The 25,023-nt window shown below is 68.4% G+C and carries 21 protein-coding genes, 1 tRNA gene and 2 pseudogenes; 15 read left to right on the forward strand and 9 right to left on the reverse strand.

Annotation, left to right across the window (positions count from 1 at the left end; genetic code table 11):
- Positions 1 to 132: 132 nt before the first annotated feature.
- The 8 genes and pseudogenes from LQD00_RS21240 to rdgB form a co-directional block, all read left to right on the forward strand.
- Positions 133 to 486, forward strand: a pseudogene (locus LQD00_RS21240) (Mov34/MPN/PAD-1 family protein); the annotation flags it as partial.
- A 2-nt stretch (positions 487 to 488) separates the two neighbouring features.
- Positions 489 to 764, forward strand: a complete 276-nt coding sequence (locus tag LQD00_RS21245; RefSeq protein ID WP_006868082.1) for a MoaD/ThiS family protein — start codon at positions 489 to 491, stop codon at positions 762 to 764.
- A gap of 2 nt (positions 765 to 766) precedes the next feature.
- On the forward strand, positions 767 to 1,738 hold the full coding sequence (locus LQD00_RS21250) for a PLP-dependent cysteine synthase family protein (protein WP_232719297.1): 972 nt from the start codon (positions 767 to 769) through the stop codon (positions 1,736 to 1,738).
- A 52-nt stretch (positions 1,739 to 1,790) separates the two neighbouring features.
- The gene (locus LQD00_RS21255; RefSeq protein ID WP_232719298.1) at positions 1,791 to 2,426 is read left to right on the forward strand and encodes a rhomboid family intramembrane serine protease; all 636 of its coding nucleotides are present in this window, start codon (positions 1,791 to 1,793) and stop codon (positions 2,424 to 2,426) included.
- 14 nt (positions 2,427 to 2,440) lie between these two features.
- Positions 2,441 to 3,253 (forward strand): glutamate racemase, encoded by an 813-nt coding sequence (murI, locus tag LQD00_RS21260; RefSeq protein ID WP_232719299.1) that lies wholly within the window; start codon positions 2,441 to 2,443, stop codon positions 3,251 to 3,253.
- A gap of 80 nt (positions 3,254 to 3,333) precedes the next feature.
- Positions 3,334 to 4,098, forward strand: coding sequence for a cyclic nucleotide-degrading phosphodiesterase (locus LQD00_RS21265; RefSeq protein ID WP_232719300.1), 765 nt, complete (start codon positions 3,334 to 3,336; stop codon positions 4,096 to 4,098).
- 45 nt (positions 4,099 to 4,143) lie between these two features.
- A complete protein-coding gene (rph, locus tag LQD00_RS21270; protein ID WP_006868087.1) occupies positions 4,144 to 4,899 on the forward strand; it encodes a ribonuclease PH in 756 nt (251 codons plus the stop codon).
- Entirely contained in the window at positions 4,899 to 5,516 is a 618-nt protein-coding gene (rdgB, locus tag LQD00_RS21275; RefSeq protein ID WP_006868088.1) for an RdgB/HAM1 family non-canonical purine NTP pyrophosphatase, read from the forward strand. The genes rph and rdgB overlap by 1 nt, the downstream gene beginning before the upstream one ends.
- Before the next feature lie 118 nt (positions 5,517 to 5,634).
- On the opposite strand, the gene LQD00_RS21280 is transcribed toward rdgB, so the two are convergent.
- The gene (locus tag LQD00_RS21280) at positions 5,635 to 5,985 is read right to left on the reverse strand and encodes a DUF3817 domain-containing protein (protein WP_006868089.1); all 351 of its coding nucleotides are present in this window, start codon (positions 5,983 to 5,985) and stop codon (positions 5,635 to 5,637) included.
- On the reverse strand, positions 5,982 to 6,410 hold the full coding sequence (locus LQD00_RS21285) for a glucitol operon activator (protein ID WP_040536835.1): 429 nt from the start codon (positions 6,408 to 6,410) through the stop codon (positions 5,982 to 5,984). Before LQD00_RS21285 ends, LQD00_RS21280 begins: the two co-directional genes overlap by 4 nt.
- Before the next feature lie 97 nt (positions 6,411 to 6,507).
- Between LQD00_RS21285 and LQD00_RS21290 the strand changes: the two genes are divergently transcribed.
- Positions 6,508 to 6,589, forward strand: a tRNA-Leu gene (locus LQD00_RS21290).
- Between the two features lie 42 nt (positions 6,590 to 6,631).
- Here the strand turns inward: LQD00_RS21290 and LQD00_RS21295 are convergent.
- Positions 6,632 to 7,234: a hypothetical protein gene (locus LQD00_RS21295; protein ID WP_232719301.1), complete on the reverse strand. Its 603-nt coding sequence runs from the start codon at positions 7,232 to 7,234 to the stop codon at positions 6,632 to 6,634.
- Positions 7,235 to 7,560: 326 nt separating this feature from the next.
- Between LQD00_RS21295 and LQD00_RS21300 the strand changes: the two genes are divergently transcribed.
- Together LQD00_RS21300 and LQD00_RS21305 are read left to right on the forward strand one after the other, a co-directional pair.
- The gene (locus tag LQD00_RS21300; RefSeq protein WP_308196034.1) at positions 7,561 to 8,310 is read left to right on the forward strand and encodes an HNH endonuclease family protein; all 750 of its coding nucleotides are present in this window, start codon (positions 7,561 to 7,563) and stop codon (positions 8,308 to 8,310) included.
- A gap of 33 nt (positions 8,311 to 8,343) precedes the next feature.
- Positions 8,344 to 9,900 (forward strand): DUF7782 domain-containing protein, encoded by a 1,557-nt coding sequence (locus tag LQD00_RS21305; protein ID WP_232719302.1) that lies wholly within the window; start codon positions 8,344 to 8,346, stop codon positions 9,898 to 9,900.
- A gap of 26 nt (positions 9,901 to 9,926) precedes the next feature.
- Here the strand turns inward: LQD00_RS21305 and LQD00_RS21310 are convergent, their stop codons facing one another.
- From LQD00_RS21310 to LQD00_RS21325, 4 genes are all read right to left on the reverse strand, one after another.
- On the reverse strand, positions 9,927 to 10,799 hold the full coding sequence (locus LQD00_RS21310; RefSeq protein WP_154883663.1) for a DUF1206 domain-containing protein: 873 nt from the start codon (positions 10,797 to 10,799) through the stop codon (positions 9,927 to 9,929).
- 67 nt (positions 10,800 to 10,866) lie between these two features.
- A complete protein-coding gene (locus tag LQD00_RS21315; protein WP_232719303.1) occupies positions 10,867 to 12,060 on the reverse strand; it encodes a trans-sulfuration enzyme family protein in 1,194 nt (397 codons plus the stop codon).
- Entirely contained in the window at positions 12,057 to 13,277 is a 1,221-nt protein-coding gene (gene opgC / locus LQD00_RS21320; protein WP_232719304.1) for an OpgC domain-containing protein, read from the reverse strand. Before opgC ends, LQD00_RS21315 begins: the two co-directional genes overlap by 4 nt.
- A gap of 85 nt (positions 13,278 to 13,362) precedes the next feature.
- Positions 13,363 to 15,150 (reverse strand): AMP-dependent synthetase/ligase, encoded by a 1,788-nt coding sequence (locus LQD00_RS21325; RefSeq protein ID WP_232719305.1) that lies wholly within the window; start codon positions 15,148 to 15,150, stop codon positions 13,363 to 13,365.
- Positions 15,151 to 15,385: 235 nt separating this feature from the next.
- Here LQD00_RS21325 and LQD00_RS21330 point away from each other — a divergent pair, with 235 nt between their 5' ends.
- From LQD00_RS21330 to LQD00_RS21340, 3 genes are all read left to right on the forward strand, one after another.
- The gene (locus LQD00_RS21330; protein WP_232719306.1) at positions 15,386 to 17,170 is read left to right on the forward strand and encodes a DEAD/DEAH box helicase; all 1,785 of its coding nucleotides are present in this window, start codon (positions 15,386 to 15,388) and stop codon (positions 17,168 to 17,170) included.
- A gap of 186 nt (positions 17,171 to 17,356) precedes the next feature.
- Positions 17,357 to 17,707 (forward strand): rhodanese-like domain-containing protein, encoded by a 351-nt coding sequence (locus LQD00_RS21335; RefSeq protein ID WP_232719307.1) that lies wholly within the window; start codon positions 17,357 to 17,359, stop codon positions 17,705 to 17,707.
- A 130-nt stretch (positions 17,708 to 17,837) separates the two neighbouring features.
- Positions 17,838 to 22,007 carry an AAA domain-containing protein gene (locus LQD00_RS21340; RefSeq protein WP_232719308.1) on the forward strand — a complete coding sequence of 1,390 codons (4,170 nt, stop codon included), beginning with the start codon at positions 17,838 to 17,840 and terminating at the stop codon, positions 22,005 to 22,007.
- Between the two features lie 26 nt (positions 22,008 to 22,033).
- On the opposite strand, the gene LQD00_RS21345 is transcribed toward LQD00_RS21340, so the two are convergent.
- Both LQD00_RS21345 and LQD00_RS21350 read right to left on the reverse strand, forming a co-directional pair.
- Positions 22,034 to 22,810 carry an SIR2 family NAD-dependent protein deacylase gene (locus tag LQD00_RS21345; RefSeq protein WP_308196036.1) on the reverse strand — a complete coding sequence of 259 codons (777 nt, stop codon included), beginning with the start codon at positions 22,808 to 22,810 and terminating at the stop codon, positions 22,034 to 22,036.
- On the reverse strand, positions 22,807 to 23,232 hold the full coding sequence (locus LQD00_RS21350) for an HIT family protein (RefSeq protein ID WP_006868102.1): 426 nt from the start codon (positions 23,230 to 23,232) through the stop codon (positions 22,807 to 22,809). The genes LQD00_RS21345 and LQD00_RS21350 overlap by 4 nt, the downstream gene beginning before the upstream one ends.
- A 567-nt stretch (positions 23,233 to 23,799) precedes the next feature.
- Here LQD00_RS21350 and LQD00_RS21355 point away from each other — a divergent pair.
- Positions 23,800 to 25,023 (forward strand): annotated as a pseudogene (locus LQD00_RS21355) (3-oxoacyl-ACP synthase); the annotation flags it as partial.

Raw genomic sequence — 25,023 nt, forward strand, 5'->3', positions numbered from 1 at the left:
CCCCCCCCCGCCGCACCCCCCCACCCCCCCCCCCCCCCCCCCCCCCCCCCCCCCCCCCACCCCCCCCCCGTTTCACGCAGCAGACGGTATACGCGATGAGAGCTTGTATCTTGGGCTCGTAGATGTGTATAAGATACCGCCGACGAGGCGTGCGGAGTGATCGCCGGGCCGGAGGGTTCCGACGACCCGCAGCGTTTCATCCCGATGATCAACGCCGAACGGTCGCCCACGTTCTACCGGTTCGATTCCGCCGAGCAGCTGTCCGTGTGGCGCGAGATGGATCGCCGCGACGAGGAACCGGTGGTGATCTACCACTCGCACACCGCGACCGAGGCCTACCCGAGCCGCACCGACATCTCCTACGCCGGCGAGCCCGGCGCCCACTATGTGCTGGTGTCCACCCGGGACCCGGAGACCGCCGAGATCCGTAGCTATCGCATCGTCGACGGCACGGTCACCGAAGAAGAGATCGAGATCAGGAGCTGAATATGCCAGTCACCGTGTCCATCCCGACGATCCTGCGGACCCACACCGGCGGCGCCAAGCGCGTCGAGGGTTCCGGGACCACGCTCTCCGCACTGATCGACGACCTCGAGTCGGGCAACCCCGGACTCAAGGAGCGACTCGTCGCGGACGGAAAACTCCACCGCTTCGTCAACATCTACGTCAACGACGAGGACGTCCGGTTCTCCGGCGGTCTCGACACCTCCATCGACGACGGTGACGAGGTGACCATCCTGCCTGCGGTCGCCGGCGGCTGCTGAGCGTGGCACGCTACGACTCACTCATCGACTCGGTCGGCAACACACCGCTGATCGGGCTCCAGAGACTGTCCCCGCGCTGGGACGAGACGGCCGACGGACCGCACGTCCGACTCTGGGCCAAACTCGAGGACCGCAACCCGACCGGTTCCATCAAGGACCGGCCGGCGCTGCGCATGATCGAGCAGGCCGAACGTGACGGGCTGCTGCACGCGGGCTCGACGATCCTCGAACCGACCAGTGGCAACACCGGGATCTCGCTGGCCATGGCCGCGAAACTCAAGGGCTACCAGCTGATCTGCGTGATGCCGGAGAACACTTCCGAGGAGCGTCGTTCGCTGCTGCGCATGTTCGGTGCCAAGGTGATCTCCTCGCCGGCCGCCGGCGGGTCCAACACCGCAGTCGCCGTGGCCAAGAAGCTGGCGTCGGAGAACCCCGATTGGGTGATGCTCTACCAGTACGGCAACCAGGCGAACGTCGCCGCCCACTACGAGGGAACCGGCCCCGAGCTCTACGCCGATCTGCCGGAGATCACGCATTTCGTCGCGGGCCTGGGCACCACCGGGACGCTCATGGGCGTCGGACGTTTTCTGCGCGAACGCAGTCCGGACATCGAGATCGTCGCGGCCGAACCGCGCTACGGCGACGAGGTGTACGGCCTACGCAACATCGACGAGGGCTTCATCCCGGAGCTCTACGACGACTCGGTGCTCACCCGCCGGTTCTCGGTGACCGGCGTCGACGCGGTCGCCCGCGTCCGTGAGCTGATCGACCTCGAGGGCATCTTCGCGGGCATCTCCACCGGCGCGATCCTGCAGGCCGCGCGCGGCATCGGGCGTCGGGCCCTGAAGGCGGGCGTCCGCGCCGACATCGGCTTCGTGGTGCCCGACGCGGGATGGAAGTATCTCTCGACCGGAGTCTACGAAGGTAGCCTGGACGACGCGGAGCAGGCACTCGAAGGTCAGCTCTGGGCGTGACCGGCCCGCCGGAACGCCACCCGAAGAGTCGAGACCCGAAGAGAAACTGGCCATGACGTCGTACACCCCACCGGTCGGGCAGCAGCAGGAGCCGCGGCGCTCCCGCCCGCTCTGGCTGCGCTCGCTGATCACCACCGTGTGCATCATCGCGGTGCTGTTCGTCATCGAGCTGATCGACGCGGCCACCCGATACGATCTCGACTCCAACGGGATCGAACCCCGCCAGGTCGACGGCCTCGACGGCATCCTCTGGGCGCCGATGTTGCACGCCGACTGGGAGCACCTGTTCGCCAATCTCATGCCCGGTGCGGTGCTCTGCTTCCTGGTCCTGATGACGCAGCGGTTTCTCATCGTCACCGGCATCATCTGGGTGATCTCCGGGGTGGGGGTGTGGCTGTTCGCCGCGCCCTACTCGATCACGGTCGGCGCGTCGGGCATCATCTTCGGCTGGCTCACCTTCCTCATCGTGCGCGGCCTGTTCAACCGCGATCTGTGGCAGATCCTCGGCGGCGTCGTGCTCCTCCTGATCTACGGCTCGATCCTGTGGGGCGTGCTGCCGACCAACCCCGTCGTCTCCTGGCAGGCACATCTGTTCGGCGCGATCGCCGGCGTGCTGGCCGCCTGGTTCCTCGCCTCGCGCGACCGCAAAGGCAAGCAGCGCACCGCGACCCCGGGGGTGGCGTCATAACCGCCTCACCCAACGTGCCCGTCTGGACCTCCGATCCCGAGGCGCCGATCGGGATCTTCGACTCCGGCGTCGGCGGACTGACCGTGGCTCGCGCCGTCATGGACCTGTTGCCCGACGAGGACATCGTCTACATCGGCGACACCGCGAACGGACCGTACGGTCCGCTGACGATCCCCGAGATCCGCAAGCACGCGCTCGCGATCGGCGACGATCTGGCCGAGCGCGGCGTCAAGGCGATCGTCATCGCCTGCAACACGGCGTCCGCCGCCTGCCTGCGTGACGCCCGGGAGCGCTACGCGCCGATCCCGGTGGTCGAGGTCGTGCTCCCCGCGGTACGTCGCGCAGTGGTCGCCACGAAGAACGGCCGGATCGGCGTGCTCGGCACCGAGGCCACCATCTCCTCACGCGCGTACCAGGATTCGTTCGCTGCGGCCCGCGACGCGGTGATCACCGCCGTGCCGTGCCCGCGCTTCGTCGACTTCGTCGAACGCGGGATCACCAGCGGCCGCCAGATCCTCGGTCTGGCAGAGGGGTACCTCGAACCACTCCAGGAGGCCGGCGTCGACACGGTCGTGCTCGGTTGCACGCATTACCCGTTGCTGACGGGCGTCCTGCAGCTCGCGATGGGCGACGAGGTGACGCTCGTGTCGAGTGCGGAGGAGACGGCGAAAGACCTCTACCGCGTCCTCACCGAGTCCGACCTGCTGCATCCGCACACCGGTCGGGAGGCGTCGCGCGTCTTCCAGGCGACCGGCGACCCGGAGATGTTCGCCAAGCTGTCGCGGCGCTTCCTCGGACCCGTCGTCGGTGCTGTCCAGCACCTTTAGCGGACTCGGGCAATCTTCGCCGCCCACTTGTGACCCGGTAACCCGACAGCAACTCGCGCGGGCATGGCACAGTAGGGCGTATGCGTCTCACGGTCCTCGGATGTTCGGGCAGTGTGGGCGGACCGGGGGCGGCGTGCTCCGGCTACCTGCTCTCTGTCCCCGGCGAACAGCCGGTGCTGGTGGATTGCGGACCGGGTGTCTTCGGAGAACTGCAACGGGTGACCGATCCCTGCGGGGTCTCGGTGGTCCTGAGCCATCTCCATGCCGATCACTGCCTGGATCTGCCCGCGATGTTGGTGTGGCGCCGGTATGCGCCCTCGGCGGCGACGGAACGCGCGCCCCTCTACGGGCCACCGGGGACCGCCCTGCGGATCGGCCACGGCTCGTCGGAGTATCCCGGCCAGGTCGACGACATCTCCGACACCTTCGACGTCCACGAGTGGCGGGACGGGGTCGAGATCACCCTGGGCGGCATGCGGATCAAGTCGGTGAAGGTCAATCATCCTCCGCAGACCTACGGACTGCGCATCACCGGACCGGAAGGGCAGGTCATCGCCTACAGCGGTGACACCGCTCCCTGCGACGAACTCATCGATCTCGCCGCCGACGCCGACCTGTTCCTGTGCGAGGCGTCGTGGACCCACGCCCCGTCGGAACGTCCGCCGGACCTGCACATGTCCGGGATCGAGGCAGGGGAGGCCGCGACCAAGGCCAATGTGCGCGCGCTCGCGATCACCCACGTCGCCCCGTGGACCGATTCCGCGGAGATCCTCGCCGAGGCCCGCAGCACGTTCTCGGGGCCGGTCGACCTCATGCGTCAGGGACAGGTCATCGATCTCGCCTAGCGGTGGGTCACCGGCCTTCCGGCCGCGGTCGTTAGAGTTGGAGCCGTGACCACACGAGCTGACGGCCGAGCCGACGACGAACTGCGTCCCATCTCCTTCACCCGTGGCTTTACCAGCCATCCCGCGGGATCGGTGCTGGTGGAGTTCGGACAGACCCGCGTGATGTGCACCGCGAGTGTCACCGAGGGCGTCCCGCCGTGGCGTCGTGGATCGGGCCTGGGTTGGCTCACCGCCGAGTACTCGATGCTCCCGGCGGCCACCCACGAGCGCAACAGGCGCGAATCGGTCAAGGGCAAGATCGGCGGCCGCACCCACGAGATCAGCCGGCTCGTCGGCCGGTCCCTGCGGGCGTGCATCGACCTCGCGGCCCTCGGTGAGAACACCATCGCGCTCGACTGTGACGTCCTGCAGGCCGACGGCGGTACCCGCACCGCGGCGATCACCGGCGCGTACGTGGCCCTGGCCGACGCGGTGACCTACCTGCGTGCCGCCGGCAAACTTTCCGACCCGCAACCGCTTTCGTGTGCGATCGCCGCGGTGAGCGTGGGCGTCGTCGACGGTCGGGTGCGTCTGGACCTGCCGTACGAGGAGGATTCGCGGGCCGAGGTCGACATGAACGTCGTCGCCACCGACGCCGGCACCCTCGTCGAGGTACAGGGCACCGGCGAGGGCGCGACGTTCGCACGGTCGACGCTCGACGCGCTGCTCGACGTCGCCGCGATCGGCACCCAGAAGCTCTTCGAGGCCCAGCGGGCCGTGCTCGCCGAGCCGTACCCGGGTCAGTTGCCGGGCAACGCCTGATGTCGAAGGTCCTGCTCGCGAGCCGCAATCGCAAGAAGCTCGCCGAGCTGCAGCGCGTCGTCGACGCCGCCGGGATCACCGGCCTGGAGATCCTCGGCCTCGACGCCGTGCCCGAATACCCGGAGGAGCCCGAGGACGGCGCCACCTTCGAGGAGAACGCACTGATCAAGGCGCGGTCGGGTGCACGCGCCACCGGATTGCCCTGTCTCGCGGATGATTCCGGGATCTCGGTGGACGCGCTGAACGGGATGCCCGGTGTCCTGTCGGCGCGCTGGTCGGGTGCGCACGGCGACGATCCGGCGAACAACGCGCTGCTGCTGGCGCAACTGTCCGACACCCCGGACGAACGACGCGGCGCCGCGTTCGTGTCGGCGTGCGCGCTGGTGCTGCCGGACGGGACTGAGACGGTTGTGCGCGGGGAGTGGCGCGGGACGGTGCTGCGCGCGGAGCGCGGACCGAACGGCTTCGGTTACGACCCGCTCTTCGCACCCGACGACGAGCTCGCGGCCGGCCGGTCGTCGGCCGAACTCACCCCGGAGGAGAAGGACTCGCTGAGCCACCGCGGCAAGGCTCTGGCTCAGCTCGTACCGGCGCTGCGGGAGCTGGCCAACAGCTGACGGGTACCGCGCCAAAAACCACCCCTGAGATCCGCCCTGTGGAGCGCTGCCGCTGACATATCGTCACTCGGTCGCTCCTGGAGGGCTGATCCCAGGGGTGGTTTTGAGCCGGCCTCGCTCAGAGGTTGAATTGCGCCTTCACTTCCTGGGTGCGCTTGTGCTCGAACCAGAAGGACAGGAACGGGATGGTGCCGGCGATCGCGGTGATGATCGTCTTGCCCGCGGGCCAGCGAACCTTGATCGCCAGGTCGATCGCCATGATCAGGTAGACGAAGTAGACCCAGCCGTGGACGATCGGCACGAAGTCGAGTGCCTTGTTGTCGAAGCCGTACGCCAGGATCAGCTCGGCGACGAGGAGCAGCAGCCAGATACCGGTGATCCAGGCCAGGACGCGGTACCTCAACAGGGCCCCACGGACCTTCTCCACCGGAGCGGTGGGAGCGGAAGCGGTGGATGCGGTCTCGGTCACTGCGGGCCTTTCGATGACGGGGCGTCGGGGGTGTCTGCCGATCTGAGTTCGGCCAGGTAGCGGTTGTATTCGATGAGCGCAGCGTCCTTGACCGGGTCGGGATCGTTGGCGAGCGACGCCGCGCTCGGCGTCGTCGGGCGCTCGGGGAGGATGCCCTCGGGGATCTCGGCCGCGGCACGGGCGTCCGCGGCGGCCTTTCGCGCTTCCTCCGGGTCGCTCTCGAGGACGACGAAGCGCCGGTAGGCGTAGATGACCGCGACCGCGAAGGCCGGCCACTGCAGCGCATAGCCGAGGTTCTGGCCGCTGCCGGAGGCCGACTCGAAGCGGGACCACTGCCACCAGGCGAGGATCAGACACGCCACCGCGGCGACCACGGTCAGCACCACGAGCGCCGGCCGATGCGTGCGACGGGGGGACGAGGACATACCTTTCAAGGTACCTGGCCTGCGGTGATCAAAACCCGGCCGGTAGGGTGGTCGCGGTTACAGTGCGGAGCCCGGTTCGATGCCGGGGCCGCACCGAGCGCGAGTGGCGGAATTGGCAGACGCGCTGGATTTAGGTTCCAGTGTCTACGGACGTGGGGGTTCAAGTCCCCCCTCGCGCACCGGATTTCGTAGAAGTTGTGCGCCCATGGCGCACATTCCTTCTACGAAACGCTCAGCAGTTCGACGGCGTCGTCGTCGGCGAAGACGATGTCGTGATCGTCGGTCGAGATCGCCCAGCGTCGCAGGCGGGCGGTGTGATCCTCGTCAATGCGTGCCTCGACGGTCTGGTCGCCCGGGGCGAGGTCGGCGAAGTCGTCGACGATCTCGCCCTCGCGCGTGGTGCCGTCCTCGAGCGTCACACGAACCCGCGACGACACGTGCAGACCTTCCAGTTCCGCGGCGTCGGCGAGCTCTTCGTGGTTCTCGGCCTCTACGGGCTTGTCGAGGACTTCCTCGTCGACCGGGGCTTCCTCCACCGGGGCCGCATCGTCGACGGCGGCGGTTTCCTCGACGGCGACGTCCTCGGCGGCAACGTCCTCGGCGGAGTCTTCTGCAGCGGGCTCGTCGGCGGTGGCCTCTTCGGTGGCGACCTCTTCACCAGCGAGCTCATCGGGGCTGAGCTCGACCGTGGCGTCCTCGTCATCCAGGGCCTCGACCTCGACCGTCGCGTCCTCGTCGGCAGCATGCAGATCGGTGTCTACGGCGTCGTTCTCCGTGTCCACCGCGTCGCTCTCGCGATCGGCGCCGCTCTCCGGTGCGCTCATGGCGTTGCCGTCCTTCCGGTCAGGGAGTGTGATCTCCGGGCGACCGGACGCACCGAAGTGGCACGTTTGACCCGGTCGTAGGGGTGATCATACTGAAGCGGAGGGTTGTCATCCCGAATGGGACCGAATCGTTGCCACCTCGGGATTGTCGTCCCGAGTTGTTCGGTGGGGGCGCCTCGGCTCCGAACGCCGACGGTCCGCGAGACTCCACCGGCGAACCTCGCTTCGACCTGCAGACTTCGGTCGACGTCTGCAGGTCGGGTCGAGGTTCGCCGGTCACCAGGCGCGCCCCGCTGTCTGTCGGGGCCGCATGAAACGATGCCCGGGTGAGACGTCGGACGGTGCTGCCGGGGATCGGAATGGTTGTTGTCCTCGGCGTCCTCGCAGCACTCGGTCTGCTTCGGTCGGAATCGTCTCCGGAGACAGCACCCGCCCCGGGTACGGCTTCGGGTCCGTCACTTCCGTTCTCGACACCGACACCGACACCGTTCTCGACACCGACGCCGACGCCGACGAGCCAACACCTCGCCGACCTCGACTCGCTGCCGGTGAAGGGCCGGGCGCCCAAGACGGGATACTCGCGTTCGGAGTTCGGCACGGCCTGGGACGATGCGGTCGATGTGCAGTTCGGGCGCAACGGTTGTCGGACGCGGGAGGACATCCTGCGCCGTGACCTCGTCGACGTCACCCTGCACACCGATGGGTGCCGCGTGCTGTCGGGCACCCTCGTCGACGCCTACTCCGGCACAACGGTGCGGTTCACCCGTGGCCAGGACACGTCGGCGCTCGTCCAGATCGACCACGTCGTCGCCCTGGCGGACGCCTGGCAGAAGGGGGCGGCGCAATGGGATGGGCGTCGCCGTTTGGAGTTCGCCAACGACCCGAGGAACCTGCAGGCGGTCGACGGAACGGTGAACCAGCGCAAGGGAGCCGGCGATGCGGCCACCTGGCTACCCCCGAACAAGGCCTATCGGTGCACCTACGTCAGCCGCCAGATCGAGGTGAAGAAGGCCTACGGACTCTGGGTCACCGCGGCGGAGCGCGACGCGATGGCCCGGGTGCTGTCCGACTGCTGACGACGAGGGACGGCGCGATCCCGGTCGGTCGAGATGAGTAGCCTCAGGTGCGTGACGGCGCAACATTCTTCCCCTCATCCACTGAGCGACGACTCCGTCGTCGACGCCCTGGGTGCCGACCTCCGCGCCGGGGCCTACACGACCGATGGTGTCACCGAACTCCTCGGTGAAGAGGTCCATGCGGCCCTGCTGCGCGGTGTGTGGTGGCCGGCGCTGGCCGCTACCGCGGAGGAGCAGCGCGACGGCGACGAGAACGAATCGCGACTCGCCACCCTCATCAGGCTCTTCCTCCTCGGCTCGGATGAACCCGAAAACCTCGTCGCACAGGCGTTTCCGACGGCCGGCGTCGACGCACTCATCGACCAGGGTGTCCTGGCCCGGCTCGACGACGGGGCGATCCGCGCGAGCCTCGACATCCGACCGCACGCCGACGAGACCCACGACTTTCTCGTCGTCGCCGACCAGGATGCCGCCATGCGACCGGGTCCCGTCGCCCACGACCATGTACTCGGCATCGGTGGGGCGTCGATGTCGCTTGCGCGCGCGATCATTCGTGAACCCGCACGACGCGCCCTCGACATCGGCACCGGCTGCGGCATCCAGGCGCTGCACCTGAACTCGCACTGCGACGAGATCGTCGCCACCGACACCAACGAGCGGGCACTGGCGCTTGCCCGGGCGACCGCACGTCTCAACGGGATGTCGTGGGATCTGCGCGCGGGCAGCATGTTCGAACCCGTGGCGGGGGAGCGTTTCGACCTCATCGTCTCCAACCCGCCGTTCGTCGTCGGGACCGGCAGCCAGGACTACATCTACCGCGACTCGGGCGTCGTCGGAGATGCGCTGTGCGAGCAGCTCATCCGCGAATTGCCCGCGTATCTGAATCCGGGCGGCACCGCCCAGATTCTCGCCAACTGGATCATCACCGACGGTGCGGACTGGCGTGAGCGGGTGGCCGGCTGGCTGGACGGGACCGGTCTCGATGCCTGGGTCGTCCAGCGCGAAGCGGCCGACCCGATCAGTTATGTGTCCCTGTGGCTCTCCGACGCCGGCGAGGACGAGCAGGCCGCTGCTCGGCGCGGGGAGCAGTGGCTGGAGTGGTTCGACGACAACGACATCGTCGCGATCGGTATGGGTTCGATCACGGTCCGGGCGCCTGAAGCGGGGGAGGACCGGGGACCCGACGTCGTCCTCGAGGAGATCACGGGCGCAGGCGAAGAGGTCACGGGTCCCGAGGCGCAGGCCTTCCTGGCCCGCCGTCGGTACCTGCGCGAGACCTCCGACGCCGACCTGCTGGACAAGCGGCTGTCGATCGCACCGGTGATGCTCGAGGAGCATTCGCTTCCCGGCGAGGACGGTTGGCAACAGGTCGGTGCCGCCGTGCGCCGCCCCGGAGGCCCGGCCGCGGTCCTCGGAGTCGACGAGGTGTCCCGAGCGCTACTGGCCGGATGCCGCGGGCAGGTTCCCCTGCAGACCCTGATCGAGTTGCTTGCCGGATTCCACGGCGTCGACGCCGAGGCGCTGGCCACCGCCGCACTGCCGGTGGTCCGGGAGGCCATCGGCCGCGGAATCCTCTACGAGGCGAACTGAGTACGAGGCGAACCGAGGGTCGGCGGTCACATCCGCGCGAACCGGGTGAGCCAGTAGCAGTACACGCCGTACCCGGCGATACCGATCGCGGCCAGGATCATCAGCACCTGCCCGGCGGGCAGGCCGGAGAGCGACTTGACCGTGCCGTCGAGTCCGCTCGCCTTCGACGGATCAGTGGTCGCCACCGCGACGAGTACGAGGATGCCGGTGCCGATCAGCACCAGGCCCTTGCCGCAGTAGCCGATCACCCCCGCGATGGTTGCCGCGCGGTCGCCGGAGGCTGCTCCGGACCGCGATGATGCGGGGGAGTCGGAGGTCGTGCGACCGATCGGCGGTTTGAGGTCCTCGAGGAAGTTGCGGCTCGCGCCCTTGTACACGTGATAGACGCCGACGCCTATGATGATCAGCCCGGCGACCACCACGACGAACTTACCTCCGCCGGATTGCATCAGGCGTGCGGTGAGTCCGGCGTTCTGCTCCCCGCTCGACTGGCCGCTGCCCATCGCGAAACGCACCGCAGTCCAGGTGAACCCGACGTAGACGACGGCGAGGGACAGGGCCTTCCCGCGGTCCAGCCAGTCCTGCGCGCCGTCGTTCTCGCGGCCGGATTCGGTGGGATGAGGCCCGACGATGGCCTCGGCGATGCGCCAGAGAGCCAGCCCGACGAATGCGACGGCCGCGATCCAGAGGACGAGCCGGCCGCCGGGGTTCCCCGCGAAGATCCCCAGGGCGCCGGACTGATCGGCATTGCCCTCGTCGCCGAAGGCGAGTCGCACGATGATGTAGGCGATGAGCAGGTGGAGGAGTCCGCTGACGGCGTGCCCGGCACGCGCCACCCGCTCGAACCACGGACTGTCGGTGGCGCGGTCGACCGCACCGGTGACCGGGTTGCCTGACATCGTCGCCGCCTCTCGCCGGTTGTCATCGAACCTCGAAAAGCACCGGCTCGAAATACGATACGCGCGCTCAGTCGGCGTTCGGGAAGGTTGCGTCGAGTGCCCGGGAGATGTCGGCGATCAGGTCCTCGGCGTCTTCGAGGCCGACCGAGAAACGGAGGTGACCCCACTGCCGGAACGGCTCGGGGTATGCGGCGACGCGGGGGCCGTCGGGTCCGACGTGGACGATCAGCGACTCGTCGTGACCGAGCGACACCGCGGACGTGATCACCTGCAGTGCACCGACGAAGCGGTTCTGTGTCGCCGAGTCGCCGCGCACGGCGAAGGCCATCATCCCGCCGAAGCCGCGTCCGCCGAACTGCCGAGCCGCCAGCTCGTGCTCGGGATGGGAGGCGAGGCCGGGGTAGCGGACGAAGGCGATGCGCGGGTCGTCGTCGAGGAAGGCGGCGACGCGTTCGGCGTTGCGCTGGTGCTGTGCGAGTCGCAGCGGCAGCGTGATGGCCCCGCGGGCGATCAGCCATGCGTTGAACGGCGAGATCACGCCGCCGACGTCGACCATCGCCTGTTCTTTGATGCGGCCGATCAGCTCGGCGCGCCCGAGCACCGCGCCGCCCATCGCGTCGCCGTGACCGTTGATGTACTTCGTCAGCGAGTGGACGACGAGGTCGGCGCCGTCGGCGAGTGGCCGGTACAGCGGCGGCGGGGTGAAGGTCGAGTCGACGAGCAGAAGGGCGTCGGCGGTGTGCGCGATGCCGGCGAGCTCCGCGATGTCCCCGACCTTGGTCGTCGGATTCGCGATCGTCTCGACCGCCACCAGTCGCGTGTTGGGACGCAGTGCCGCGCGGACGTTCTCGGGGTCGGTGATGTCGACGAAGGTCGCCTCGATCCCGTACTTCTTCGGCAACAGCTCGGCCCAGAGCTTCCACGTCGCCTCATAGGTGGTGTCCGAGACGACGACATGATCGCCGGTGGAGAGAAAGGTGAAGAAGACGGCGTGCAGAGCGGCGACGCCGGAGGCCAGCACGACCGCGTCCTCGGCCTCCTCGAGCGCGGCGAGCTTGTCCTGCAGGGCGACCTGGTTGGCGCCGGTGTTGCGCGTGTAGAAGAGCTGGTCGGTACCCGACCAGCTGATCTGTTCCGGCTCGGGCGGCAGGTGGTAGGAGTTCGCCATCGTGATGGGCGTGCGCACCGACGGCCCCGATGAGTCGTTCCCGGCGTGCACGCTGCGTGTCATCTCCCCGGGCTGTTGCTTTTCTGCGGTCATGCGCGGGCTCCCGTCGGTTGCGGCTGTTCGTCGGTGCGCACACCGGGTTCGACATCGTCCTCGGCAACGGACTCGCCGTCGGCCCCGGGCGCAGTGCCGGTACGGCGCGACAGGACTCCGCGTGCGACCCGTCCGGGGACCTTGTGCAACTTGTCGATGTGGTTGAAGTACCGGAACTCCGCCCACGCCCAACAGATGCCGAACACCAGCAGCGCGACGGCCTGCATCGTGAGCGCGTCCCACGGCCGGTGGGCGATGTGGATCGGGACGACGACCAGCGCGATCGCCTGGATGACATAGGAGTCGAGGCTGCGGGTGCCGGTCATGACCAGCGGTCGCAACCAGTCGTGATGCCACCAGCGCAGCAACAACCGGAACACCCCGTAGAGGGCGGGGATCACGAGGTAGGCGCCGATCGCGCGTGCGGGCCGGAAATCCAGCTTGTCGGCGAAGGTGGGTTCGAGGTGCGCCCACGGGCCGGCGTCGATGCCGTAATGGAAGAACAGTGCGACCGTCACGGCCACGGCGACGATGACGACGAGCCAGCGGTCGACGAACTCGGGGACACTCCAGCGCGACCAGTTCCAGCCGAGCACCACCGACGGGATGAACATGATCTGCCATCCCGCGACGTTCTGGATGTGCGGGGCCGCCTGGTAGGCGCTGAGGTAGAACCAGTCCGGCGACCAGAACAGCGAGACCGCGTACAACACCAGCGAACCGGCGAGAATCCACGCCCACCACCCGCGCTGGAGGAGCGGGAACAGGGCGAACGCGGACATCATCAGCACCATGTAGAGGAGCAGGATGTTCCCGCCGCTCGGCAGGTACTGCATCGTGACCGACAGCCAGATCCCGTCGGCCCAGCCGTCGACCGGGAGCAGGAGCGTCAGCCAGCGGTGCCCCTCGAGTGCGGCCGCGACGGCGACGAGCGCGATCACCAGCTGACAGACATAGAGGACCGCGATGCGCTTGGCCAGGCGGACGTAGGCATACCGCAGCCCGTGACGGGTGACCCAGCGCTGGTACACGAGACCCAGCACGATGCCCGAGAGCATGACGAACGCCGACATCCCGTCCACGTACGGAAAGGCGTGCGTGGGCGACGCCAACGGGGAATCGGTGGCGAAGTGTGCGGTGACCATGCTCCAGATCGCCACTCCCCGCGTGGCGTCGATGGCGAGATCTCGGTTCCCGGACACTCGGTTCGAAGACATTGATCTGAAGATAGAACTCACCGCGACCCGGAGTCATCCCGGGCCGCGGTGAGTCGTGATCTATCTCGCCCCCGACGGGCGACCTCTAGGAGTAGAGGTCGGCGATCGCCTGCTTGTGCGCGTCGTGGATGACGTTGCGCTTGAGCTTCAGCGTCGGCGTGAGCTCGCCGGTCTCGATCGAGAAGTCGGTGTCGAGGATGGTGAACTTCTTGATCGCCTCGGCGTTGGAGACCTTCGAGTTGGCCTCCTTGACCGCGGCGTCGATCTCGGCCTTCAGGTCCTCGTTCTCGATCAGCTCCGAGAGCGGGGTGTCGGCGGGCAGGTTGTGGCGCTCCAGCCAGCCGGGGACGGCCTCCGGATCGATGGTTATGAGCGCGCCGATGAACGGCTTGTTGTCGCCGACCACCAGGCACTGGCTGACCATCGGATGAGCGCGGATGGTGTCCTCGAGCTGTGCGGGGGAGACGTTCTTGCCGCCGGCGGTGACGATGAGTTCCTTCTTACGGCCGGTGATGAAGAGGTAGCCGTCGTCGAGGGTGCCGATGTCACCGGTGTGGAACCAGCCGTCGCGGATCGCTTCGGCGGTCGCGGCCTCGTTGCGCCAGTAGCCTCCGAAGACGACCGGGCCCTTGAGGAGGATCTCGCCGTCGTCGGCGATGGCCACCGTCACACCGGGCACCGGGCGCCCGACCGAGCCGACCTTCTGGTGCTCGTCATTGTTCGCGGTGACCGCGGCGGTGGTCTCGGAGAGGCCGTAACCCTCGTAGACCGGGATGCCGACGCCGCGGAAGAAGTGACCGAGGCGTGCGCCGAGCGGGGCGCCGCCGGAGATCGCACCCTCACACTGACCACCGAGAGCAGCGCGCAGTTTGCCGTAGACGAGCTTGTCGAACACTGCGTGACGCAGCTTCAGGCCGAGACCGATCTTGCCTTCCTCGGTCGCCTTGCTGTACTCGATGGCGGTCTCGGTGGCCTTCTCGAAGATGGAGCCCTTGCCGCCGTCGTAGGCCTTCTGCTTCGCAGAGTTGTAGACCTTCTCGAACACGCGCGGCACCGACAGCACGTAGTGCGGCTTGAAGACCGCGAAGTCGTTGACCAGATTCGAGATGTCGTTGGTGTGGCCCAGGATCACCCCGTTCTCGACACTGGCCACGGCGATGATGCGGGCGAAGACGTGCGCCAGCGGCAGGAACAGCAGGGTGGTCTTGCCCTCGGCCAGTCCGGCGCCGACGGCGTCACGGGTGGCGGCGCACTCGGCCATGAAGTTGGCGTGGGTGAGCAGGACGCCCTTGGGGCGGCCGGTGGTACCCGAGGTGTAGATCAGGGTCGCGGCGTCGCTGGACAGCGAGTTCGCCTTACGACGGTCGAGTTCGTCGTCGGCGACGGTCGCGCCGCGCTTGGTGAGCGTCGGGAGAGCGTGATCGTCGATGACCAGCGTCTCCTTGAGCGTGGGCGTCTCGTCGATCACGCGGATGTGCTTGGTGTAGTGCTCGTGGTTCTCGACGACGAGGAGCTTGGCGCCCGAGTCCTCGAGGATCCACTGCACCTGGTCGGGGGCCGAGGTCTCGTAGATGGCGACGGTGCATCCGCCCGCACGCCAGATCGCGTAGTCGAGGACGGTCCACTCGTACCGGGTCGAGGACAGGATGGCCACACGATCCCCGGGCTCGATGCCCGACGCGACGAGTCCCTTGGCCACGGCGTCGACCTCGTCGGCGAAGTGCTTCGCGGTGACGTTGATCCACTGGTTGTGGGAGCGCTTGCGGAAGAGAGGCATCGTGGGTCGCTCGGTCCGGTACTTGAGGATCGAGTCGACGAGGTTCGCCTTGTCGTCGATCGTGAGATCGGACGGGGTGGCGTACTGCTGCTGCATGGCACTCCTGAGACGGACTTGCTGAACGGGACATATCGGGCGCCGGGCGACCCGGTGACCGGGGTCGACGCCATTTGAGTGGCACTGACAGTACCAGTATCCGTGTGATGCATCACACGTGCTCGTCATAGTGCTGTAATGCCTGTTCAGCTGCGAGTTGTGACGCGGTCATGGCAGGATGCCGACATTCCGGGGTCGGGCGATTACAGTTGAGTGCGATGAATGAGACCCGCGCATGAGTACTTCCGAACAAGGCGAGCACGGCGCGCCGGCTGACACCTCTGCACAAGACACCCCCGGCGGCACGTTCGACGACCTGGAGATCGAGCCCCGCGTCCGCGCCGCGATCACCGACGTCGGTTACGAGACCCCCTCGCCGATCCAGGCAGCCACGATCCCGCCGCTGATGGCCGGCCGCGACGTCGTCGGCCTCGCGCAGACCGGTACCGGCAAGACCGCCGCCTTCGCGATCCCGATCCTCTCCAGGCTCGACACCTCGGCGCGCACGCCTCAGGCGCTGATCCTCGCACCGACGCGTGAACTCGCCCTGCAGGTGTCCGAGGCCTTCGGTCGCTATTCGGCGCACATGCCCGAGGTGAAGGTCCTGCCGATCTACGGCGGGCAGTCCTACGGCGTGCAACTCGCGGGCCTGCGCCGCGGTGCCCAGGTCATCGTCGGTACGCCGGGTCGAGTGATCGACCACCTCGACAAGAAGACCCTCGACATCTCCGGACTCGAGTTCCTCGTGCTCGACGAGGCCGACGAGATGCTCACGATGGGCTTCGCCGAGGACGTCGAGCGCATCCTCGCCGAGACCCCGGACACCAAGCAGGTCGCGCTCTTCTCCGCGACCATGCCCAGCTCCATCCGCAGGCTCGCCCAGCGCTACCTGAAGTCTCCGCAGGAGATCACGGTCAAGTCCAAGACGGCGACCGCACAGAACATCACGCAGCGCTACCTGCAGGTATCCCACCAGCGCAAACTCGACGCCTTGACCCGATTCCTCGAGGTCGAGGAATTCGACGCGATGATCGTTTTCGTCCGCACCAAGCAGGCGACCGAGGAGCTCGCGGAGAAGCTCCGGTCTCGCGGACTGTCCGCGGTCGCCATCAACGGCGACCTCGCCCAGGCGCAGCGCGAGCGGACCATCAACCAGCTCAAGAACGGCTCGATCGACATCCTCGTGGCGACCGATGTGGCCGCCCGCGGCCTCGACGTCGACCGGATCTCGCATGTCGTCAACTACGACATCCCGCACGACACCGAGTCGTACGTGCACCGCATCGGACGCACCGGTCGCGCCGGCCGTTCGGGCAACGCGCTGCTGTTCGTCTCGCCGCGTGAGCGCCACCTGTTGCGGGCGATCGAGCGCGCGACGCGCCAGGAGCTCACCGAGATCGGCCTGCCGAGCGTCGACGACGTGAATGCCCAGCGCGTGGCGAAGTTCGGTGAGTCCATCACCCAGAACCTGTCCTCGGACAACCTGGACCTGTTCCGCGGACTCATCGAGAACTATGCCCGCGACAACGATGTGGCCATGGCCGACATCGCCGCCGCGCTGGCCCTCGAGACGCGTGACGGCGGGTTCCTGCTGGCGCCCGATCCGCCGGAGTCGGAGCGGCGGAACCGCGACCAGCGGGAACGTACGCCGCGTCGTCCCGGGGCGAGCTTCGCCACCTACCGCATCGCGGTCGGCCGCAAGCACAAGGTCTCCCCGGGTGCGATCGTCGGCGCGATCGCCAACGAGGGAGGCCTGACCCGCGCGGACTTCGGCAACATCAGCATTCGCGACGACTTCAGCCTCGTCGAGCTGCCCGACGATCTCGACAACGAGACCCTGTCCCAGCTCCGCCACACCAAAATCGGCAAGAACCCGATCGACATCCGGAAGGATCTCGGTGCGCCGCGGGGTCGCGGTGGCAAGCGGGGCGGACCGCAGGGTGGTCGCGACGGTCGGCGCGACAACTTCGGTGGCAAGCGGCCCTCGCCGCGTGTTGCCGGACGCGGTCGCCGGTCCTGATCGTCGTACCGACCTGAGTCGGTTTCGCTCGTGGCTCCGCTGAGCGGTGACGGAACTTGTCAAACCGAGATCATTCCGTAACCTTGACGGCGGGGGTCTTCAAGGTGTCATTCTCGATCCTGCGGGGTATCCGCCGATCGAGTGGACACGAAACTTACGAGTGAACACAGGATTGGTGAGTCACCAGTGTCTTTGGTGAAGGCGATTTCAGCAGCAGAAGCGATCGACCACAGCCGCGCCGGGAACGCGGTCATGGTGGACGCCCGCCCACAGGTGGTGCGCCACCAGGGCAGCCTTCCGGGTGCTTTCGTGGTCGAGCCCAGCGAGCTGCCGAACCTCCTGAGTCCCACCCCCACCGGGACCTTCCCCGTCATCCGCGACGCCGAGCAGCCCAGGAAGATCGGGCGCGACACCGAGATCGCCGTGGTGTCGGTGAGCTCGGAAGCGCCGCGCATCGCCGAGCAGATCGCCGGTCTCGGGTACACCAACGTCCGGTACGTCGACGGCGGTTACCGAGCACTGCGTTCCACCACCTGAGCTCATCACGTGGGCGCGACACCGGCCACCCGCCGACGTGGTCCCACCCTGACATACGATGCGGCAGTTCCACTTTCCTGACCAGCGGCTTGATAGCGTAGGAACGCCGGCGACGAGAGGAACCCATCGGATGCAGGATGACACTCGCGAGACACTGCGAGACCAGGTCACCCGGCTGATGGCGTTCCTGCGCGACGTCGTCCGCTCGCGCTCCGGAGATGTCCGGGACATCGACGAACACGCAGGCCACGTCTGGGTGGGCGCGTCGACGCCGATCTCGGTGCGGGCATCGGCCGCGCCGGGCCAGGTCGTCGTGGAGATCGATCCCGCCGAGGCCGCCCACGCCGACGCCGCCCACGCCGATGTCGCCCGCCTCGTCGACGAGCTGACCGAGAGTCCCGAGACCCTCGAACTCGTCCTGGCGAATGCCCTCGTCACCGTCCACGACGACGCCACCTCCGAACCTCTCGTCCGCGAGCATCTCCTCACCCAGGCCCTGGTCGCCGACCGCGACGAGTCGGGCGCCATCCGCCTGGCCCTCGGTGCGGGCTCCGCGCCGACCATGCACGACACCCATCTCCTCGCCGCGGTCGACGGACTCGAACTCGCCGGCGCGATGAAGACGCGGACCAGACTCGCCGAGCAGCCGTCGGTCGTCGCCGGCAAGGTCACCGACCTGGTGGGTGAGTGGCTGGGCGAGATCGAGATCGACGCCGACCGCGCCACCCTCTCACTCGACATGCGACCGGCGATCGTCCTCCGACGCCGCAGTGTCGAGAACTCCCTGGCCTTTTACGACGCGATCATCGACGACCTGCGCGACGAGGATGCGAGCGTGCCCGTCGGCCTGGCCCAGCTGGTCAAACCGATCGACGCCGAGGATCGTCTGGCCGCGCTCGACGGCCCCGACGTGCTCTCACCCGAACGTCTCATCGCCGACGCACTCTTCCCGCTTCCCTCGAACGTCGAACAACGAGACGTGCTCGTACGGCTGGGCCACGACACCGGCGTCGTGGTCGAGGGGCCGCCCGGTACGGGCAAGACGCACACCATCGCGAACGTCACGTCCGCGCTGCTCGCCAAGGGGCAACGCGTGCTGGTCGTCAGCGAGAAGGCACACGCGCTCCACGTGCTGCGCGACATGCTCCCGCCCGCGTTGCGCGAACTCACGGTGTCCATCGCCGACATCTCCCAGGACCATGCCGAGACGATCGTGTCCGTGGTGGAGAACCTCGCTGCGCGCAAGGCGGCGTTCTCCGTGTCCGTCGCCGATGCCGAGATCGCCGATCTCGAGGCCCGCCGCGAGCACGCCCTCACCCGGCGCGACCAGCTCATGCGCGAGCTGTGGGACCTGCGCGCGGGCGAGACCGAGATCCACGAGTGGGTGGCGGGGGACTACCGGGGTACCCCGGCGGAGATCGTGCGTCAGGTCAAGCGCGACACCGAGCGCTTCGACTGGATGCCGCCCGGACTCGAGGGTGCCGTCCCGCCTCTGGACTCCTCGGAGTTCGCCCGGCTCGTCGAACTCCTGCAGGTGACCGGTGGCGACCGTGGCCGTCTCACCCAGCGGTTCCCCGATCTCGCCGACCATCTGCCGGAGCCCGCGGCCATGGACACGATCTGTGCCCGGATCGCCGCGCGGCCCGAGGAAACCCATGGCGCCACCGGAGCGCTGCTCCCGTCGCTCGATGGCGTCGACAGCGAACGTCTCCTCGCCATCAAGGGCATCTGCGAACAGCTGGGCGTGGCCGCAGGCGAGGTGTCGTCCTTCCCGGCCCCGATGGTCGCCATGGCCGACCGGTTGCTGGCGGGCCACGACTCCCATCTGTGGTCGCGCGTGACGACCCTGTCCCCGGTGATCGCCGAGGCCGCCCGACGCGACCGCGACCTGGGTGCCCACACGGTTCTCGTCGAGGGCGACCGCCCGGGCGATGCGGCGCTGTTCGACGCGGCCGCCGACCATCTGGCCGAGGGCGGTCAGTGGCGTGGCCGGTTGCGGCGGTCCCCGCAACAGCGTGCGGTCGAGGAGTCTCCGGTACGGGCGACCGTCGACGGTCGGGTCCCGACCGACGAGGCGTCGTTGCGACGGGTGGCCGACCACCTGACGGTCGTCGACGCCGTCCATCAGGTCCATCGCATCCTGGCCGACCTCCATGTTCCGATCGACGCCTCCGGATCCCGTTCCGCGCAAGTCGATCAGCTCGTCCGCCTCGACGCGCAACTCGCGTGGATCTCGCGGCTGGTCACCGGGCGCGACCACCTCCTCCACGAACTCGAGGCCATCAGCCCCGGCGGCCCGCGTCCGCGCAGCGTCGCCGAGATCGCCGAGGTCGCCCAGCAGGCGGGTTCGATCGCCGCCGCCAACGACGCGGCCCTCGCCGAACGTGAACTGGCCGAGTGCACCTACGGGCTGGCCGCCGAACTCGAGAAGGGCCCGTCCCCCGAAGGCGATGCACTGCTGGACGCGCTCGGCACCGCCGACGCCGCCGCGATCCGCACGGCCCGCCGCGCCTTTCTCAGAGCCCAGGAACAGGCGAACGCGGAGAACGCACTCGACCTTCTCGAACTGCGGCTCAGAAGTCGCGCCCCGGAACTGGTCCGGACCATCTGGGCGACGCCGCGCGATCCGATCTGGTCCGAGCGCGCCCGGGAGATGACCGCCGCCTGGGCCTGGCGGTACGCCAACACGTGGGTGTCCGAACGCAGCGACGTGCATTCGGAGACGCGGATCTCGGCCGACCTCGATGCCATCGAGGTCGACGTCGCGCAGGTGACCACCCGTCTCGCCTCTGCCCGTGCCTGGCGAGAGTTGTTGGTGCGCACCACGACCGGCGAGATCCAGGCGCTGCAGTCCTACCGCGACCACATGATCAACCTCGGCAAGGGTTCGGGTAAGCACGCCAACCGGTTCCGCCGTGCCGCGCGCGAGGCGATGGCCGTGGCGCAGAACGCGATCCCGGCATGGATCATGTCGATCAGCCAGGTCGCCGAGACGCTCCCGCCCCGCCGGCACTCCTTCGACGTAGTCATCGTCGACGAGGCGTCGCAGGCGGACATCACCAGTTCCTTCCTGCTGTGGCTCGCGCCCCGGATCATCGTCGTGGGCGACGACAAGCAGTGTGCGCCTATCGGACTCGCCGGGACCACGCTCGACGACGCCTTCGCCGAGCTCGACGCCGCACTGCCGGACCTCCCGACCTACCTTCGCGACGGACTGACCCCGCGGTCGAGTCTGTTCTCGTTGCTGCGCAGCAGGTTCGGCAATGTCGTCGGGCTGCGTGAGCATTTCCGGTCGATGCCGGAGATCATCGAGTTCTCGTCGCGGCAGTTCTACGGCAAGGCGCCGCTGATCCCGGTGCGGCAGTACGGCTCCGATCGCCTCGAACCGTTGCGGACGGTGGCGGTCGACGGCGAGGCGACCGGCAGTGGGTCGGGTCTCGTCAACGACGCCGAGGTGGAGGCCATCCTCGGGGCCCTGCGCGACTGTCTCGCCGATCCCGCCTACGAGGGACGCGATTTCGGCGTGATCGCGCTACAGGGCACCAAGCAGGCGGAGACGCTGGAACGAGCCCTGCTCGACGGGCTCGACGCCGAGGTGTGGCGCACCCGTCGTATCCGGGTGGGCACCCCGCCGGATTTCCAGGGCGACGAACGCCGCGTCGTCTTCCTGTCGATGGTCGTCTCCGATCCGACAGCCATCTCGGCTCTGACCCGTGCGGAATCGCAACGGCGGATCAACGTCGCGGCCACCCGCGCGATGGATCAGGTCTGGCTGTTCCATTCGATCGGTCTGGAAGACTTGCGGCACAACGATCTCCGGTATTCGTTGCTGTCGTACTTCACCGCCAACGAGGGCATCACGATCAGCCCGATGCCGACCGACGTGCCCGACGACCGCCGCGTCGAACCGTTCGACAACCTGCTCGAACAGCGGGTGTTCAACCGTCTCGCGGCACTCGGTTACCACGTGACCCCGAAGGTCACCGTCAACAACCGGGTCATCGACCTGGTGGTCCTCGGTGCCGATGCCCGGATGGCCGTTGAATGCGACCCCGACGCGTTCCCCGGAACCGGCCGCCAGGCCCGCTCCGACCTCGAGCGCGAGCGCGAATTGCGCCGTTGCGGTTGGGAGTTCGCCCGGGTCCGGGAGTCGGAGTTCGAACTCGACCCGGATCGCGTGATCGACGCGGTCGCCGCCGCGCTCGAAGCGCGCGGCTGCAAGCCCGGGTCGATCACGGCACGTCCGGCCGCAGAGGACGCCCCCGCGTGGATGCCGATCGACCTGACGGCCGGGGAGTGACGCACGGGGTAGTGGCGAGTGGGCGATCAGCCCAGCGCGCGGAGCAGGGCCGGTAGCCCCTCGGCGGCCGGCACCCGCAGGCTGTGGGTAGCGAAGTCGGTCACCGACGACTCGGCAGGGTTGAACTCGATCACCGGAATGCCTTCGCGCACAGCGCGTTCGGGTAGTGATGCGGCTGGGTACACGATGCCGCTGGTGCCGACGACGATGACCACCTCGCCGGCGCGGAACGCCTGATCGGCCCGCTGCCAATCGTCGGCGGGCAGCGCCTCACCGAACCAGACGACGCCGGGACGGACGTCCCCGCCGCACCTCGGGCAGGTCGGGGGAGTGACCCGTGTCTCGACATGTTCGGTGTCCGGATCGGTGGCCGAGGGTCGCGCATCGGGACCGTCGTACGGGGTGTCGCACACCGAGCAGCGCGGCGCGAAGAGGCTGCCGTGGAGGTGGCTGACCACGTCACTGCCGGCACGCTCGTGCAGGTCGTCGACGTTCTGGGTGACCACCATGACGGTGCGCGAGGCGCCGAGTTCGGCCAGTGCGCGGTGTCCGGCGTTCGGTTCGGCGGCGAGCACCTCGCGGGCGCGCCACCGGTACCAGCCCCAGACCAGGGCGGGGTCGCGTTCCCACGCCTCAGGGGTGGCGAGTTCCGCGGGATCGAATGTCTCCCACAGCCCGGTCTGGGCGTCGCGGAAGGTCGCTATACCGCTCTCGGCCGACATGCCGGCCCCGCTGAAGACGGTGATCCAGTCCGCGTCTCGGACGAGGTCGATCACGGCCTCGGGGATGGTCGGCCCGGTCACCCCGCGGCCTCGAGGGAAGCGCGGACCAGGTCGGCGGTCTCGTCGGGGTCAGGATCGCGACGCACGACCAGGCCCTTGGCAAAACTGAGCTTGTCGCCTGCGTGGCGGGGCACGACGTGCAGATGGGTGTGGAAGACGGTCTGGAACGCGGCGCGGCCGTCGTTGAGGGCGAGGTTGACCCCGTCCGCGGCCATCGGTCCGGCCTTCAGCGCCGATCCGACACGCTGTCCGGCGGCGAAGAGGGCCGCACCGACGGCCGGGTCGAGGTCGTCGAGACCGGATGAGTGGACGCGGGGGACGAGCAAGGTGTGCCCGCGGGTGACCGGTCGGATGTCGAGGAAGCCGACGACGTCGTCGTCGGAGTAGACGATCCGGCCCGGAGCGGTGCCCGCGACGATGGCGCAGAAGATGCAACTGCTCATGGGCCCGACTCTAGGGCACGGACGGGGTTCATCCGGGCATCACGCGACCGACGCGAATCGCCGCCGGGTCGGGGCGTGGCCCGGATCACATCACGGTTTCATAACGGTTGACCGAGCGCGTGATCGGGGGTCGACATACCTTCGGGTACGTTGCCTGGCCAGCGCGTTTCGCAACCCTTCGGATGGTCGTTGACATGGTCTTTCAAGTTACCCGCGGGGTTACTGGTCGGTATACCGACAGGTCACCCAGAAACATGAGGAATCCCTCACTTTCGTGTGTCATCATGGGTGTCACGTTCACGTCGTAGGCGACTCCTCCATGAACCGGGGAGCGTCAATGTCCTTGTGTGGCAGGCGTGTTCACCAGTTGTACCAGTCAGTTCGAATCAGGCAGGGCGGCCGCCCTCGTTTTCGCCTGCGATGCCCCGGGCGTCGTGGACGACCCCCGTTCTCATCGACGAGGAATCGCCGGCGCCCGCGCCTGCACCCGAGACACGTCGCCGACGCCCGCGCCGGCACCAAGACACTCCGCCGACCACCGAGACCGACCACCACAGAGGAGTACTCGTGACCGTCGACCAGTTCCGCACCGGCTCGCAGGGCGCCGCCAACGCAGAGCGCCCCACAGCCACGCTCATCGACCGCCTCGCCCAGGGGGAGCCCTACGCGATCAGTTTCGGCGGTCAGGGCGGCGCGTGGCTGCCGACGCTGGCCGAGCTGGTCGTCGACGCCGACCTCGAACACCGCATCGCCGGGATCGTGGAGGCCGCGGAGCGGCTCGTCGCACCCGTCGCCGACGACCTCGTCGTCGCGCGCGCCGACGGCTTTCACCCGCTCGCATGGGTCCACGCGCACGACGCGGGCGAAGAGGTGCCCACCGAGACCGCGCTCGCCGACTTCACCCTCTCGGGTCCCGGGGTCCTGCTGACCCAGCTGGCCGCCGTCGAGGCGCTGCGCAAGCAAGGGCTCGACACCGCGAGCATCCCGCCGAGTGCCGTCATCGGACATTCGCAGGGCTCGCTGGCCACCGACGCGGTAGGAGCCGAGGGCAACGCCGCGGAGGCCGGTCAGGGTCTGCTGCTCGCCGTCGCCCATCTCATCGGTGCCGCCGGTTCGCTCATCGCGCGTCGCCGCGGCCTCGGGATCACCACCGACGGCACGCCGATGCTGGCCGTCAACAACGTCACCCCGGCACGGGTGGACGAGGTCCTCGCCCAGTACCGCGCGAGCCTTCCCGAGAGCGACCTGGCCACCGCGCCGGTGGTCTCGATCAAGAACAGCCGCAACGCCCTCGTGCTCTCCGGCGCCCCGCGTCACCTCGCCGGCTTCGTCGCGCTCTGCGAGCGGATCGCCGCCGCCGAGGCCGACGAGCGCAAACGCAAGCTGACCGGCGGCGCACCGTTCGCCCCGAAGTTCGACCACCTCCAGGTGTCCGTCGCCTTCCATCACCCCAACATGGCCGAGGCCGTCGAACTCGTCGGCGAGTGGGCCGACCGGTGCGGCATCGACCGTGAGCTCGCGACCCGCCACGCCCATGACATCCTCGTCGCACACGTCGACTGGGTCTCCTCGGTCGACGAGGTCGTCGCCGGTGGCGCCAGGTGGATCCTCGACTTCGGTCCCGGCGACATCGCCACCCGTCTCTCCGCATCGCTCGTCCGCGGCCAGGGGGTGGGCCTCGTCCCCGCCGCACTGCGCGTCGGTCAGCGCAACCTCTTCAGCCCGGGCGGCGTGCCGGAGGTCGGCACCCCGTGGTCCCAGTTCGCCCCGACCCTCGTCGAGTTGCCCTTA

This window comes from Gordonia metallireducens (assembly GCF_021245825.1).
Taxonomy (GTDB): Bacteria; Actinomycetota; Actinomycetes; order Mycobacteriales; family Mycobacteriaceae; genus Gordonia; species Gordonia namibiensis.

What these genes read in the sequence shown, in the direction of transcription:
- LQD00_RS21245 (WP_006868082.1), top strand. Translation starts at nt 489, where the DNA reads ATGCCAGTCACCGTGTCCATCCCGACGATCCTGCGGACCCACACCGGC.
- LQD00_RS21255 (WP_232719298.1), top strand. Translation starts at nt 1,791, where the DNA reads ATGACGTCGTACACCCCACCGGTCGGGCAGCAGCAGGAGCCGCGGCGC.
- LQD00_RS21265 (WP_232719300.1), top strand. Translation starts at nt 3,334, where the DNA reads ATGCGTCTCACGGTCCTCGGATGTTCGGGCAGTGTGGGCGGACCGGGG.
- rdgB (WP_006868088.1), top strand. Translation starts at nt 4,899, where the DNA reads ATGTCGAAGGTCCTGCTCGCGAGCCGCAATCGCAAGAAGCTCGCCGAG.
- LQD00_RS21285 (WP_040536835.1), bottom strand. Translation starts at nt 6,410, where the DNA reads ATGTCCTCGTCCCCCCGTCGCACGCATCGGCCGGCGCTCGTGGTGCTG.
- LQD00_RS21295 (WP_232719301.1), bottom strand. Translation starts at nt 7,234, where the DNA reads ATGAGCGCACCGGAGAGCGGCGCCGATCGCGAGAGCGACGCGGTGGAC.
- LQD00_RS21305 (WP_232719302.1), top strand. Translation starts at nt 8,344, where the DNA reads ATGAGTAGCCTCAGGTGCGTGACGGCGCAACATTCTTCCCCTCATCCA.
- LQD00_RS21310 (WP_154883663.1), bottom strand. Translation starts at nt 10,799, where the DNA reads ATGTCAGGCAACCCGGTCACCGGTGCGGTCGACCGCGCCACCGACAGT.
- LQD00_RS21315 (WP_232719303.1), bottom strand. Translation starts at nt 12,060, where the DNA reads ATGACCGCAGAAAAGCAACAGCCCGGGGAGATGACACGCAGCGTGCAC.
- opgC (WP_232719304.1), bottom strand. Translation starts at nt 13,277, where the DNA reads ATGTCTTCGAACCGAGTGTCCGGGAACCGAGATCTCGCCATCGACGCC.
- LQD00_RS21325 (WP_232719305.1), bottom strand. Translation starts at nt 15,150, where the DNA reads ATGCAGCAGCAGTACGCCACCCCGTCCGATCTCACGATCGACGACAAG.
- LQD00_RS21330 (WP_232719306.1), top strand. Translation starts at nt 15,386, where the DNA reads ATGAGTACTTCCGAACAAGGCGAGCACGGCGCGCCGGCTGACACCTCT.
- LQD00_RS21340 (WP_232719308.1), top strand. Translation starts at nt 17,838, where the DNA reads ATGCAGGATGACACTCGCGAGACACTGCGAGACCAGGTCACCCGGCTG.
- LQD00_RS21350 (WP_006868102.1), bottom strand. Translation starts at nt 23,232, where the DNA reads ATGAGCAGTTGCATCTTCTGCGCCATCGTCGCGGGCACCGCTCCGGGC.